The organism is Blautia massiliensis (ex Liu et al. 2021) (assembly GCF_052064225.1).
Classification (GTDB): domain Bacteria; phylum Bacillota; class Clostridia; order Lachnospirales; family Lachnospiraceae; genus Blautia_A; species Blautia_A fusiformis.
The window spans coordinates 25,424-38,201 of record NZ_JBQHWA010000006.1; the positions used below are offsets into that span (position 1 = coordinate 25,424).

The 12,778-nt window shown below is 43.2% G+C and carries 10 protein-coding genes and 1 other annotated feature; of the genes, 2 read left to right on the forward strand and 8 right to left on the reverse strand.

Annotated features, from left to right (window positions below; all coding sequences use genetic code 11):
* Nucleotides 1-171: 171 nt before the first annotated feature.
* Nucleotides 172-413 (forward strand) — a binding site (T-box leader).
* A gap of 100 nt (nt 414-513) precedes the next feature.
* Nucleotides 514-2,232: a biosynthetic-type acetolactate synthase large subunit gene (gene ilvB, locus ACTNDQ_RS03415; RefSeq protein ID WP_441063711.1), complete on the forward strand. Its 1,719-nt coding sequence runs from the start codon at nt 514-516 to the stop codon at nt 2,230-2,232.
* A gap of 12 nt (nt 2,233-2,244) precedes the next feature.
* Nucleotides 2,245-2,754: an acetolactate synthase small subunit gene (gene ilvN, locus ACTNDQ_RS03420; RefSeq protein ID WP_015526065.1), complete on the forward strand. Its 510-nt coding sequence runs from the start codon at nt 2,245-2,247 to the stop codon at nt 2,752-2,754.
* A 97-nt stretch (nt 2,755-2,851) separates the two neighbouring features.
* Here ilvN and ACTNDQ_RS03425 read toward each other — a convergent pair whose 3' ends face one another.
* The 8 genes from ACTNDQ_RS03425 to pcrA form a co-directional block, all read right to left on the reverse strand.
* A complete protein-coding gene (locus tag ACTNDQ_RS03425) occupies nt 2,852-3,814 on the reverse strand; it encodes a carbohydrate kinase family protein (RefSeq protein WP_441063713.1) in 963 nt (320 codons plus the stop codon).
* The gene (locus ACTNDQ_RS03430; protein ID WP_441063715.1) at nt 3,798-5,162 is read right to left on the reverse strand and encodes an MFS transporter; all 1,365 of its coding nucleotides are present in this window, start codon (nt 5,160-5,162) and stop codon (nt 3,798-3,800) included. Before ACTNDQ_RS03430 ends, ACTNDQ_RS03425 begins: the two co-directional genes overlap by 17 nt.
* Before the next feature lie 18 nt (nt 5,163-5,180).
* Complete coding sequence (locus tag ACTNDQ_RS03435) at nt 5,181-5,573, reverse strand: VOC family protein (RefSeq protein WP_008369413.1); 393 nt, start codon at nt 5,571-5,573, stop codon at nt 5,181-5,183.
* Nucleotides 5,574-5,582: 9 nt separating this feature from the next.
* Nucleotides 5,583-6,611, reverse strand: coding sequence for a zinc-dependent alcohol dehydrogenase (locus ACTNDQ_RS03440; protein ID WP_441063718.1), 1,029 nt, complete (start codon nt 6,609-6,611; stop codon nt 5,583-5,585).
* 423 nt (nt 6,612-7,034) lie between these two features.
* Nucleotides 7,035-8,270: an ROK family protein gene (locus ACTNDQ_RS03445; protein ID WP_330684142.1), complete on the reverse strand. Its 1,236-nt coding sequence runs from the start codon at nt 8,268-8,270 to the stop codon at nt 7,035-7,037.
* Nucleotides 8,260-9,753, reverse strand: coding sequence for a 23S rRNA (uracil(1939)-C(5))-methyltransferase RlmD (gene rlmD, locus ACTNDQ_RS03450; protein WP_441063720.1), 1,494 nt, complete (start codon nt 9,751-9,753; stop codon nt 8,260-8,262). Before rlmD ends, ACTNDQ_RS03445 begins: the two co-directional genes overlap by 11 nt.
* 210 nt (nt 9,754-9,963) lie before the next feature.
* Nucleotides 9,964-10,194, reverse strand: coding sequence for a hypothetical protein (locus ACTNDQ_RS03455; protein WP_015526073.1), 231 nt, complete (start codon nt 10,192-10,194; stop codon nt 9,964-9,966).
* A gap of 233 nt (nt 10,195-10,427) precedes the next feature.
* On the reverse strand, nt 10,428-12,671 hold the full coding sequence (gene pcrA, locus ACTNDQ_RS03460; protein WP_278797157.1) for a DNA helicase PcrA: 2,244 nt from the start codon (nt 12,669-12,671) through the stop codon (nt 10,428-10,430).
* Between the last annotated feature and the right edge of the window lie 107 nt (nt 12,672-12,778).

The window sequence follows — 12,778 nt, forward strand, 5'->3', positions numbered from 1 at the left end:
CAGCTCCGTAACAATAAACAGCTGATGTACCGAAAAAATATTTAATACTTAATATCATCCATATCGGAACTGTTATCGTAATCCCCGGCTCACCCGTTGAGCCATCAGAATTTTTGATTGACAGTTCCGATATTTTATATTATAATGATAGAAAATTTTTATCCATATTTACTAAATGCAATGACAGGGAGTAGTACACAGTCTCCGGATGCACAGAGAGAAGATGGCCGGTGAGAATCTTCGTGACTGAACTGTGGAAGTAGCCCTCGAGCAGTGGACTGAACCATGGATCTTCATGCAGTAGGCTTCATCGTCATTCCCACGTTACAGGGAGGCAGTATAATTTTGTACTGGCAGAGAGCAGAGTTTTACCTCTGAAAACAGGTGGTACCGCGGAATCATCCGTCCTGAGCATATTTTATCCGATATGCCGGGACTTTTTTATTGGAAAAATTTCTCGCGGCAGCCCTTATCTGCTTAACTTTTCACATCATCAAAGGAGGGAACCAATTCATGAAACAGATTTCCGGAAACAAATTGCTTGTAAAAGCCTTAAAAGAAGAAGGCGTTGATGTTCTGTTCGGCTATCCTGGTGCCTGCACCATCGATATCAGCGATGAATTATATAAACAGAGCGGCATTGACATCATCCTGCCACGTCACGAGCAGGCCCTTGTACACGAAGCAGATGCCTATGCCAGAACTACCGGAAAGGTTGGCGTATGTCTCGTTACCAGCGGTCCCGGAGCTACCAACCTTGTTACAGGTCTTGCAACTGCCAACTATGACAGCGTTCCGCTTGTATGCTTTACCGGACAGGTTGCCCGTCACCTCATCGGAAACGATGCGTTCCAGGAGGTTGATATTGTCGGGATCACCAGAAGCATCACAAAATACGGTGTTACCGTCCGCAACCGTGAGGATCTTGGACGTATCATCAAGGAAGCCTTCTATATCGCACGCACCGGACGCCCAGGCCCGGTTCTCATCGACCTTCCAAAGGATGTAATGGCCGAGCTGGGAAGTGCTGAGTATCCGAAGACTGTCAATATCCGCGGCTACAAGCCTAACACCAGCGTGCATATCGGACAGCTGAAGCGTGCCCTCAAAATGCTGCAGAAGGCCAAAAAACCTCTGTTTCTTGCTGGCGGCGGTGTGATCATTTCCCGCGCGCAGGAGATTTTTACCCAGGTTGTTGAGAAAACTCAGATTCCGGTTGTCACAACCGTTATGGGACGTGGCGCCATTTCCACAAAGAACCCTCTGTTTATCGGAAATCTTGGTATGCACGGCGCTTATGCCGCAAATATGGCAGTAAATGAATGCGATCTTCTGTTTTCCATCGGAACCCGTTTTAACGACCGTATCACAGGCAAGCTCCATGAATTTGCCCCACATGCACAGATCGTCCACATCGATATTGACACCGCTTCCATTTCCAGAAATATCCATGTAGACATCCCCATCGTTGCCGATGCAAAAGAGGCAATAACAAAAATGAATGAATATGTACAGGACTGTAATACCGGCAAATGGCTGAAGCAGATCCAGGAATGGAAGGAAGAGCATCCTCTTACCATGAAAGACCGTGGTATTATGGGACCGCTGGATATCATCGGCGAGATCAACCGCCAGTTTGACAAGGCCATTCTTGTTACCGATGTAGGTCAGCATCAGATGCTGGTGAGCCAGTATGCGGACATCACCGAGAACCGTCAGCTGATCATGTCCGGCGGACTTGGAACCATGGGTTACGGCCTTCCAGGTGCCATCGGTGCCAAGATCGGTAATCCGGATACACCGGTCATCTCCGTTTCCGGTGACGGCGGCATGCAGATGAACATTCAGGAGCTGTCTACCGCAGTTCTGGAGGAGCTTCCGATCATCTGCTGTATCTTTAATAATGAATATCTCGGAATGGTCCGCCAGTGGCAGAAGCTTTTCTACGGAAAACGTTACGCCATGACAAACCTGAAGGCCGGTGCACTCTCCCGCCGTACAGACGGTCAGGAATATCCGGAATACACACCGGATTTCATCCGTCTCGCAGAGAGCTATGGGGCAAAGGGTATCCGCGTAACTGAGAAGGATCAGATTGCGGCTGCTTTCGAAGAGGCTAAAAAGAATACAAAAACTCCTACGATCATCGAATTTATCATTGATCCGGAGGAAATGGTTTACCCGATGGTCAAGCCGGGCGGCACCCTGGCTGATCTGATCATGGATTGTTAGGAGGAATGAATGATGGATAAAGGAATGAAAAAAAGATGGATCTCTCTCTACGTTGAAAACCAGGTCGGTGTTCTTTCCAAGATTTCCGGTCTTTTCTCCGGAAAGTCCTATAACCTGGACAGTCTTACAGTTGGAACCACGGAGGACCCAACAGTTTCCAGAATGACCATCGCCACAGTCAGCGATGATGAAACCTTTGAGCAGATCAAAAAACAGCTGAACCGTATGATCGAGGTGATCAAGGTTATTGATTTTACAGACGTGTTCGTTCGAATGAAGGAGATCCTTTACATCAAGGTAAAGGGCTGCTCCCCGGAAGATAAAGTAGAACTTTTCCAGATTGCTGAGACTTTCAAGGCACGTGTCATCGACTATGGAAAAGACAGCCTCCTTCTGGAATTCGTCCAGACCGCAACCAAAAATGACGCGGTCATCAAGCTTATCAAAGAAGAGTTCAAGCATATCGAAGTTGTCCGCGGCGGAAGTGTCGGAATTGAGTCTATCAGCATGATGGAGAGATAAAAGCTGAATAATACTCCGACAGAAAAACACGGGGCTGATGCTTTAACGATTAATAAATCGTGATTTTTACAGCCCCGAGTTTGTTCATATACATTCATTATTTCTGCATAAATTCAAGCGCTGCCTCTTTCGTCGGAATCGCAGGGATTCCGCCTCTCTTTTGCACACACAATCCAGCAACTGCATTTCCCAAAACAGCACACTTTTTGATTTCTTCCCATTCCATTTTTTCAACATTCTTATTCATAGAAAGGATACTGCATAATACGCCTCCCCAGAATGAATCACCTGCCCCAGTCGTGTCGACCGCATGTGTCTGAAATGCTTTGATGATTTCTTTTCTGCTTTTTGTTGCCATAAGAACTCCCTGTTCTCCCAATGTAATGGCAACCAGCTTTGGTCCCATGGCAAGGAGTTGATCTGCAGCCTGCTCATAACTTTTCGCCTCTGTCAACAGAATACTCTCTTCATCCGATACCTTCATGACATCTACCAATTCTATGACAGATCTCATTTTTTTCACTGCATACTCTTTGCTCTTCCAAAGAGACGGGCGATAATTTGGATCATAGGAAATAAGTACACCCGCTGCTTTTGCCATTTTTACCGCTTCGATCGTTGTACTTTCTGCCGGTTCATCTGTCAACGATAATGATCCAAAATGAAAAACTCTACAACCTGAAATTAATATCTGATCCAGTTCTTCTTTTTTTAACTGTGTATCTGCACCCGGTTTTCTTGCAAAAGAAAAATTCCGTTCTCCATTTTCACCAATTTCCACAAATGCCAACGTTGTAAAATAACCCGGGTCTTCAACAATAGCATCTGTATTGATTCCTTCCTTTTGCAATGTCTTCTTTAAAAATTTACCATGCATATCGTTTCCAACTTTTCCAATAAAAGATGTGCGATACCCAAAGTGGCTTGCAACGGTTAGAAGATTTGCCGGAGCACCGCCGGGATTCTGTTCGAACAATTTCCTCCCATCCTGACTATGTCCTGCTTCCGTAAAATCAATCAGCAATTCTCCCAATGCCACGATATCAACTTTTTCTTCCATTTTTTAGTTCCTCTACAATCTCGTTATAACGTTTTTTATTTAACCGGTAGAAAAATAATACAACCGCAGTCACAATCCACAGTACACCCGGAATCGTCGTAAATGCATGTTTCATAATTGAAAGTACAATTACATTTTGTGTCTGATTTGCAATATAACCATATTTTTCAAGTAATCCTGCTAAAAGTGCTGTTCCAACTGCCATTCCGATTTTATTTCCAAGTGAAATAAATGCATACTGAAAACCGTCATTTCTAAGTCCGGTTTTCCACTCCCCATATTCCACACAGTCTGGAATAATTGCATAGATTGCGGTATTAAATCCAGAGAAGAAAAACTGTGTGAGACCAGATAATGCATAAAAAATAGCTGGTGATTCTTTGGCATTGAAGAAAAACATAGACAACATGGAAATTCCTGTAAATAAAGCAAAGAGAGATGCTGTTCTTCCTTTGTTATTCAACTTGCGGAATAATGGTTGAAAACAGGCTGCCCCGATGATAGAAGGAATAATGATGCACATCGAATAAGTTGTGTAGTAGGAGGCATTCCCTTCCACATATGTAAAATAATACAGAATATCTGCATTTCTACCATATAATGTAAATCCAAATAATATCTGCCCTGCCAATGCAAGAAGATATGGTCTGTTCTGCATGACTGCTTTCAACTGTATCTTTACAGAAATTTTTTCTTTTTCCGGAGTAATCACTGCCTCTTTCGTCTTCGCAAAGCAGAAGAAATGACAGGCTGTAAAAATACATCCATATATGACCGCAACCGTCAGATATCCTGTCTTTGCACTGTGACTGCCGAATTTGCTGAGCAGTGGAACTGTGATAATATTTAACACACCAATTGCAATCATCGCTGCAACCGAACGGGATGTATTTATTTTTGCACGTTCATCAATATCCTGTGTCATAGCACCACACAAGGTTCCATATGGAATATTCACACAGGTATACCCCAAAACCAGCAGACAATATGTAATTACCATATAAATGATCTTTCCATTCTGCGGCCAGTCGGGTCTTGCCCAGAATGTCATAACAAGAAGAATCGCTGTAATTGGTGCCGCTACTAACAGCCATGGACGGTACCGTCCCCATCTCGATTTTGTTTTATCCGTAAGTCCCCCGACGATTGGATCATTGATCGCATCCCAAAATCTTGAAAAAAGCATGAGTGCTGACACAGCCGCCATACTGATTCCGAACACGTCTGTATAAAATATCATCAGAAAATTACTGACGAACATCCAGCTGAAATTACATCCGACATCACCAAACCCATATGCAATCTTACTGATCAGCGGTACTTTTCCATTTTTGTTTTCGCTTCCCATATGTCCCTCCTATTTTTATCAGAGTTTCTGACAGAACTCTATTCTTTCCTCATTTGGTCCCTTGATCATAAAAAACTTCACACCATTTTCCCAAAATGGCAGTTCTTCGATTCCGTCTGTAATAATTGTGTATTTTTCATTGCAGATTTTCTGATACATACTTTCAATGTCTTCCACATCAAGTGCAACATGTTGGTATGCACCGTCTGACATTGCCGCCTGCCCATTTTCAAAAGTCTCTATACAGTAATTTTTTATCTGTAAAAATGCCACTTTTTCCCCTGCTTTTTCATTATAAGACTGCATAATTACTTCAAATCCAAGACTCTTATAAAACTCAACTGTTTTCTGCAAATCGTTTGTCGGAAGCCCGACATGGGCAACTCCGACAATTCCATATTTATTTTCCATACGAACTCCTCACTTTTCACTGACGTTGATAATTACTTTCATCGTTGTCTCGCGGTTATCATCAATATACTGGTACGCCTTCAGATAATCTTTAAAAGCAAATGTCTTTGAGATGAGCGGTTTCAAATGAACTTTACCCTCATTTACCAGTCTGATTCCATCTATGTAATCATCATGGCGGTACATCATCGTGCTCTTAATGTCAAGTTCGTGGTCATTTGCCACTGCAAGATCTACTTCTGCCATTCCTGCAAAAACAGCCACCAGTACGATCGTGCTTCCTTTTCTTGCATATTTAATTGCCTGTCCCATTGTGATATTGTTTCCGGCACAGTCGTAGATCACATCTGCCTTATCCGGTCCAAATGCTTCGATCATTGCCTCACCGAAGTCTTTATTTTGGGTATTCACACACACATCAATTCCACATTCTTTTGCCTTTGCCAGTCTAAGATCACTGATATCTGTGATCATCACTTTCGCTGCCCCCATTCCTTTTGCTGCCTGTGCCACGAGATTTCCAATCGGTCCTGCTCCAAGGACTGCAATATTCATGCCAGCCACATCGCCCATCTGTTTTACACCATGGACTGCCACAGCAAGAGGTTCGATCATAGCTCCTTCTTCATAGGACATATCTTCTGGAATAGATGTTACTTTAGATGCATCCACTGCAAAATACTCAGATGCTGTTCCTGTCGTCTGAAATCCCATTACTTTTAATTCCTCACAGAGATTATACTTTCCATGACGACATGGATAGCAATGTCCACAATATACCTGAGGCTCTATCGTCACCTTCTGTCCCACATGAAACTCTGTGACATTTTTTCCAAGTTCTGTAATCTCACCGGAAACCTCATGTCCCTGTGTTACCGGATATTTTGTAAACGGATGTTTTCCATGATAAACATGAATATCTGATCCACAAACACCAATATTCATAATCTTTACCAACACCTGATTTTCCTTTACCTCCGGAACCGGAACCTCTCTGAAAATAATTTCTCCTGGATTTGTCATTACCTGCTGTAACATAATTGTTTTCTCCTTTTTTATCATAATTGTTTCTTCCTTATTTATATTGTTTTATTTTATCTTTTATAAATTGTTTTATTAAAGTAATTACATTATTGCCCTGTAAACACGATTTGTCAATATGTTTTTCATAATTTTATATATTTCATAATTTCAAAATACATTTTTTGTGTATTTTTCACAATCAACATGAAAAAACGGAAAGAAAACCGTAGTTACTGTTTTCTTTCCGTTTTTTACTATAATATCTTTTTCTAATTTTACACAACTTCTCGTTTTTCACACATATAAAGCGGACATCTGCATTCACTTTGCAACCTGTCAGTGGGAGCTTTTAACTCCAGCAGAGTGAACATCCCCTTACCCAACGCTTGATGCCCTGCGCACCAGATGCGGTGGACTGCTTATCTGCATTCAAAAAATTTACAATTCTGCCATATGTTTTGTAAAAAAGTATTTCGCGGCTCCAACAGCCGACGCTTCTTTCTTATACGAACAATTTTTTAAGTATGAAACATCATGCTCAAAGCCATTATATGCCATCACTTTTTCTCCCAGTGGTATCATATAATCTGACAATACACCTCCCACATCACCTCCTAGTATGATATCCATATCATATGCCATCCGCAGATTTGATATCAAAACAGCAAGATGATCCAGATACTCATTCCATGTCTGCAAATTTTTTTCATCACCACTTTCAATTTTTTCCATAAATGCATCCAGTGACTGCCTGTTATCCTGTGTCAGTACACTTGCAGCACAATATGCATCTGCACATCCTGCTTTACCACAATAACACTTTCTTCCACCGGGAACGAGTATCATGTGACCAAACTCACCTGCTTTCTGGTTCTGCCCTCGAAACAGCTTTCCATCTATGCAGAATGCGCCTCCTAAGGTGTGGTTCAAAGACAGATATATCGCATTTGGATACTTTTGCTTTTTTTCTGCAAGCATTGCAGCATTAGCATCGTTTTCAAAATATACTGGAATTTCCAAAGCCTGCTCTAAAAAGCGCAGACTATAATTCTCTATACCTAAAGCATGGGATTTTAAAACGATCCGTTCTTTCTGATCAATAATTCCCGGAATCGCCACTCCAATCCCAAGTAGCGTATCCTTCGCTAATTCGCCTTCAAGAAAAGTTTTGACCTTTTGTGCCACTTCTGTACAATAGGATAATTCTGCCGTAAATTTTAAACGGATGCGATCTTTTTTTATAATCTCATCTCCAAGATTTACTAATACCATTTCTATATGATTCGCTGTAATCAAAATTCCCATTGCATGACAGTATGACTTATTAATCCCTATACTTTTTGCCTTTCTTCCACCGGTCGAAGCATATTCCCCAGTTTCTTCCAACACCATTTTTTCTAACAAGTCATTCACATTTGCTAACACAGTCGGCATACTCAAGTTTAACTCTTTTGCGATTCCCGCCTTGGATGTAACATGATTGTTCAGCACATAATTAATTATTCTTTTTCTTGTTATATTTTTTTTATCTTTATTTTCCGTTTTCTTACCCTCTTTTATTAAATATATTATAAAAGAATTATATGCTTTTTTATTCTTCTTGTAAAGCAATGTTTTACAATTTAAAGAATAGAAATTCAACACAGCCACTATGACAAAATCATTATTCTGCATCTTTACCATTTATAATACGGTAGTAATCATCCATATCCACGCTGAGTTTTACCGTGGTATCTGGTTTTCGGTTGCTCAAGAGGCACACGGTCTCAACATGAACGCCCTGGCAGAACTGATCCACTGCACAGGCGTGGGTCATCTCATATCCTGCCTCATAAAATGCCGGGAGGTCTCTTACAAGACTTGTAACCTTGCAGGAAATGTATACGATCTGGTCTACGCCGTAAGCCAGGATCTTTGGAAGGGCTTTGGGGTGAACGCCATCTCTGGGCGGATCAAGGATGATCATATCCGGTTTCTCCGGCACATCATCCAGAACCTTCAGCACATCCCCGGCAATAAAACGGCAGTTATCAATGCCGTTAAGTGCAGCGTTTTCTCTGGCGGCTTTTACCGCGTCTTCCACAATCTCCACACCGATCACCTCGCTGGCAACGGACGCCGCAAGCTGGGCAATGGTGCCGGTTCCGCTGTAAAGGTCAAACACTACCTTATCTCTGGTATCTCCTACATATTCCCGCACCTTGGAATACAGGATCTCCGCAGCCAGGGAATTTGGCTGAAAGAAGGAAAAGGTGCTGATCTTAAATTTCAGTCCAAGAAGTTCTTCATAGAAATAATCCTTTCCATAAAGAATCTTCGTCTCGTCGCTCTGTACCACGTCGGATAAAGAATCATTTAAAATGTGCATGATCCCCACGATCTTCCCTTCCAGCGGAAGTGCAAGAAGCTGTTCTTTCAGAGGCTCCAGATCATATTCTTCCTGGGTGGTGGTTACCACATGGACCAGGATCTCACCACTTGTGACGCCTCTTCGAAGAAGAAGATGTCGAAGATACCCCACATGCTGCAGCTTTTTATAGAAGCTGGCCTTACGCTCCAGGAAAAACTCCCGCACACAGACCAGGATCTTCGTCATATCCGGATGGACCAGTTTACAATCATCCGTATTCAGGATATCGTAAGTGCTTCCCTTCTTGTGAAGTCCAAGGGACAGCGGCCCATCCTTATACTCATCCCCAAAGGAAAACTCCATCTTATTGCGGTACCCGAACTCAATAGGACTGCCGTAGATCCCATCCCAGTGATATAAACGATCTGCAGCCTCAGCTTCTTCTGTCCCATCACCGTTCTTCCCGATCTTAGCCAGGCTCTCTCTTACTGCCCCATCCAGAAGTTCCCTCACCTGATGTTCCTTCATATCCTTCTGTGCCTCATAGCTCATGGTCTGATACATGCAGCCGCCGCATGCCGGAAACTCCTGACAGGCAGGTTCTCTTGTTTCCAGGGGAGATTTCTCCAGGACCTCCAGAAGACGTCCTTCCGCCCGGCCGGAACGTTTCTTATTGATCATAAACCGGACTTTCTGTCCCGGGATTCCGTTTTTTACAATTACTTTCTGGTCATCAACCCAAACAAAACCTTTGTTTGGAAATTCCACTTTTTCTATAATACCTTCGTAAATTTCACCTTTTTTCATAAATCCTCTTTCTGTTTTATAACCAGCAGACAATAGTTCGAACATTCAGGATCCTCTTTACTGTCTGCTCATGAACGCCAGTGTTTCACGGTCCGTTTTCAAAAATCAAGCCCCGGTATCGCGCCGGGGCTTCAATTATCCGCTTCTCATATTCATACATAACAGACAGCCATTCTGATCTGTTCAAAACAGCCTCTGCAGTGAAAGTTCTTACTCTTCCTCATCCTCGAAATAATCATCGAAGTCATCATCAAAATCTTCTTCAAAATCTTCCAGGTAATCCGGAGCGAAGAAACGATATACTGCAAATGCGATTCCTGCAACAGCTGCAACTGCGCCGATAATCGCCAGTACCCAAAGGACTGTGTTCTTATCTTTCTCTTCTTCTTTTTTCTTCAGTGTTGCAAGCAGTTCTTCAAGCTTTGTTGTATTTAAATTCATAACACTGCACCATCCTTTCTTTCTGTTCGGCTGTACTGTCTGACAGTAAACCGGCAGCACAGCAAAAATATTCTATCACTGTACCGACCTTTCCTAAGTGTTCTTATTATACCACCATATGTCTGATTTTACCATAACTTACGCAAATTTTAACAGGAACATTCCGGAATAATGTTATTTGCAGCTGCTTCGAAATATTTTCACAAAATATATGCAAAACGGCCATTTCATTTTCAGATCTTCTTCAGTTTGGCAAAACCTGCGAACATTTTTTTCACACCGACTTTGTCAAAATCTACCGTTACCTCGTAATCCCGGCCGCCTTCTACAATATTCTTCACGATACCAACTCCGAATTTCACATGGCGCACGGTATCACCGACTCCGTAATCCAGCTTCGCTGCCTTGGTAACGGTGAAATCCTTCTTCTGAAGGCTTGTTTTTGCCTGGAAATTCATTTTCATCTGGGCATAGGCGCTTTTCGGAGATACGATATCATCTACTCTGGGCTTTTTCTCCTGAATGGTATGTCCAAGATCTACCAGCTCCCGTGGAACCTCCCTTACAAAACGTGACACACGGTTATACTGAGTCTCCCCACGGATCATCCGCTGTTTTGCACAGGTTAAAGTCAGTTCCTTCATGGCACGGGTGATCCCCACATAACAGAGCCTTCGCTCCTCCTCGATATCCGACGGATCACCGGACCAGATGGAAGCATACCCCGGAAAAACACCGTCCTCCATTCCCACGATAAATACATTTGGGAATTCCAGTCCCTTGGCACTGTGAAGGGTCATCAACAGCACATAATCCTGATCCGGATCAACAGAATCGATATCTGCCACCAGTGCGATCTCCTCCAGAAATGCAGAAAGTGTTGCCGGCTGTCCGGCCTCCTCCATGGCTTCCTGGAAGGATTCTGTCTTGGAGATCAGCTCATCGATATTTTCGATCCTCGCCTGGGCCTCCTCCGTTTTCTCTGCCTCCAGTTCCTTCACATAACCGGTAAGCTCAATGACCTCTTCCAGGGTTTCACGGACTGTATAGGCCTCTGCCTTACTTTTCAGTCCCTGGATAAAGGATACAAAATCATTGATCTTTCCTGCTGCCCTGCCAATGGACGGTACTTCCTCCACCACGCGGAGCGCATCGTAAAAGCTCAGGTTCATCATATCCGCATAGTCCTGGACACGGCCGATGCTGGTGAGTCCGATCCCTCTTTTTGGCACATTTAAGATCCTGCGCACAGCCAGATCATCACTGGCATTGTCAATGGTCTTCAGATAGCTTAACAGATCCTTGATCTCTTTGCGGGCATAAAAGTTCACGCCGCCGACAATCTTATAAGGAACATTTGCCAGGAGAAATTTCTCCTCAAAGAGACGAGACTGGGCATTGGTCCGATAAAGTACTGCACAGTCCCTGTACTGGAATTTCCCGTTGCGGCGCCCCTGGATGATCTCTCCTGCAACATACTCCGCTTCCTCAAATCCGTTGTTGAACTGACGGAAATGTACTTTATCGCCCTCTTCGTTCTCTGTCCAGAGGCGTTTTTCCTTACGCTCTGTGTTATTGACGATCACCTCATTGGCTGCATTGAGGATGTTCTGGGTAGAACGGTAATTCTGTTCCAGGCGCACCACCTTAGCCTCAGGAAAAACCTTCTCAAAGCCTAAGATATTCCCGATATTTGCTCCACGAAAACGATAGATGGACTGATCATCATCACCAACCACACAGAGATTCTTGTATTTCTCAGCAAGAAGACTTACAAATTTAAACTGGGCAGTATTGGTATCCTGATACTCATCCACCATAATATATTTGAAACGTTCCTGATAATAGTCCAGGATATCCGGATTATGCTGAAAAAGCTCCACAGTCTTCACGATCAGGTCATCAAAATCCAGTGCATTGTTTCCCCGGAGGATAGACTGATATTCCTTATACATACCTGCAATCTTCCGTGCATCCGGATCGCCGCCCGCATTCAGCTCCATCTCTTCCGGTGTGATCAGTTCATCCTTGGCATGGGAAATCTCAGCAAGAACTCCACGTTCCTTGTAGATCTTGGTATTGATATCAAACTTCCGGAAGATTTCCTTCATGACTGTTTTCTGGTCGTCGGCATCATAAATGGTAAAATTACTGCCAAAGCCCAGCACCTCAATATGTCTGCGCAGGATCCTCACGCAGGCGGAATGGAAGGTGGAGACCCATACGCTCTCCGCACCCATTCCCGCAATTTTATTCACACGTTCCCGCATCTCACTGGCGGCCTTGTTGGTAAAGGTGATCGCCAGGATATTCCATGGGTTTACACCCTTTTCTTCCATTAAATAGGCGATCCTGTGGGTCAGCACTCTTGTTTTTCCGGAACCGGCTCCTGCGAGGATCAGAAGTGGTCCCTCTGTATGTACGGCAGCTTCCCGCTGCATAGGATTCAATGTGTCCAAAGCATCATGTATACTCATTTTGATCTCCATTTCTTTTTCCATATGAACAGTATCTTTATATACTATCATGACTTTACTTTCCGGTAAACCCACCTCTCTGAAAAAAGTTTCTTTACAAGTAGTAT

What these genes read in the sequence shown, in the direction of transcription:
- ilvB (WP_441063711.1), top strand. Translation starts at nt 514, where the DNA reads ATGAAACAGATTTCCGGAAACAAATTGCTTGTAAAAGCCTTAAAAGAA.
- ilvN (WP_015526065.1), top strand. Translation starts at nt 2,245, where the DNA reads ATGGATAAAGGAATGAAAAAAAGATGGATCTCTCTCTACGTTGAAAAC.
- ACTNDQ_RS03425 (WP_441063713.1), bottom strand. Translation starts at nt 3,814, where the DNA reads ATGGAAGAAAAAGTTGATATCGTGGCATTGGGAGAATTGCTGATTGAT.
- ACTNDQ_RS03430 (WP_441063715.1), bottom strand. Translation starts at nt 5,162, where the DNA reads ATGGGAAGCGAAAACAAAAATGGAAAAGTACCGCTGATCAGTAAGATT.
- ACTNDQ_RS03435 (WP_008369413.1), bottom strand. Translation starts at nt 5,573, where the DNA reads ATGGAAAATAAATATGGAATTGTCGGAGTTGCCCATGTCGGGCTTCCG.
- ACTNDQ_RS03440 (WP_441063718.1), bottom strand. Translation starts at nt 6,611, where the DNA reads ATGTTACAGCAGGTAATGACAAATCCAGGAGAAATTATTTTCAGAGAG.
- ACTNDQ_RS03445 (WP_330684142.1), bottom strand. Translation starts at nt 8,270, where the DNA reads ATGCAGAATAATGATTTTGTCATAGTGGCTGTGTTGAATTTCTATTCT.
- rlmD (WP_441063720.1), bottom strand. Translation starts at nt 9,753, where the DNA reads ATGAAAAAAGGTGAAATTTACGAAGGTATTATAGAAAAAGTGGAATTT.
- ACTNDQ_RS03455 (WP_015526073.1), bottom strand. Translation starts at nt 10,194, where the DNA reads ATGAATTTAAATACAACAAAGCTTGAAGAACTGCTTGCAACACTGAAG.
- pcrA (WP_278797157.1), bottom strand. Translation starts at nt 12,671, where the DNA reads ATGAGTATACATGATGCTTTGGACACATTGAATCCTATGCAGCGGGAA.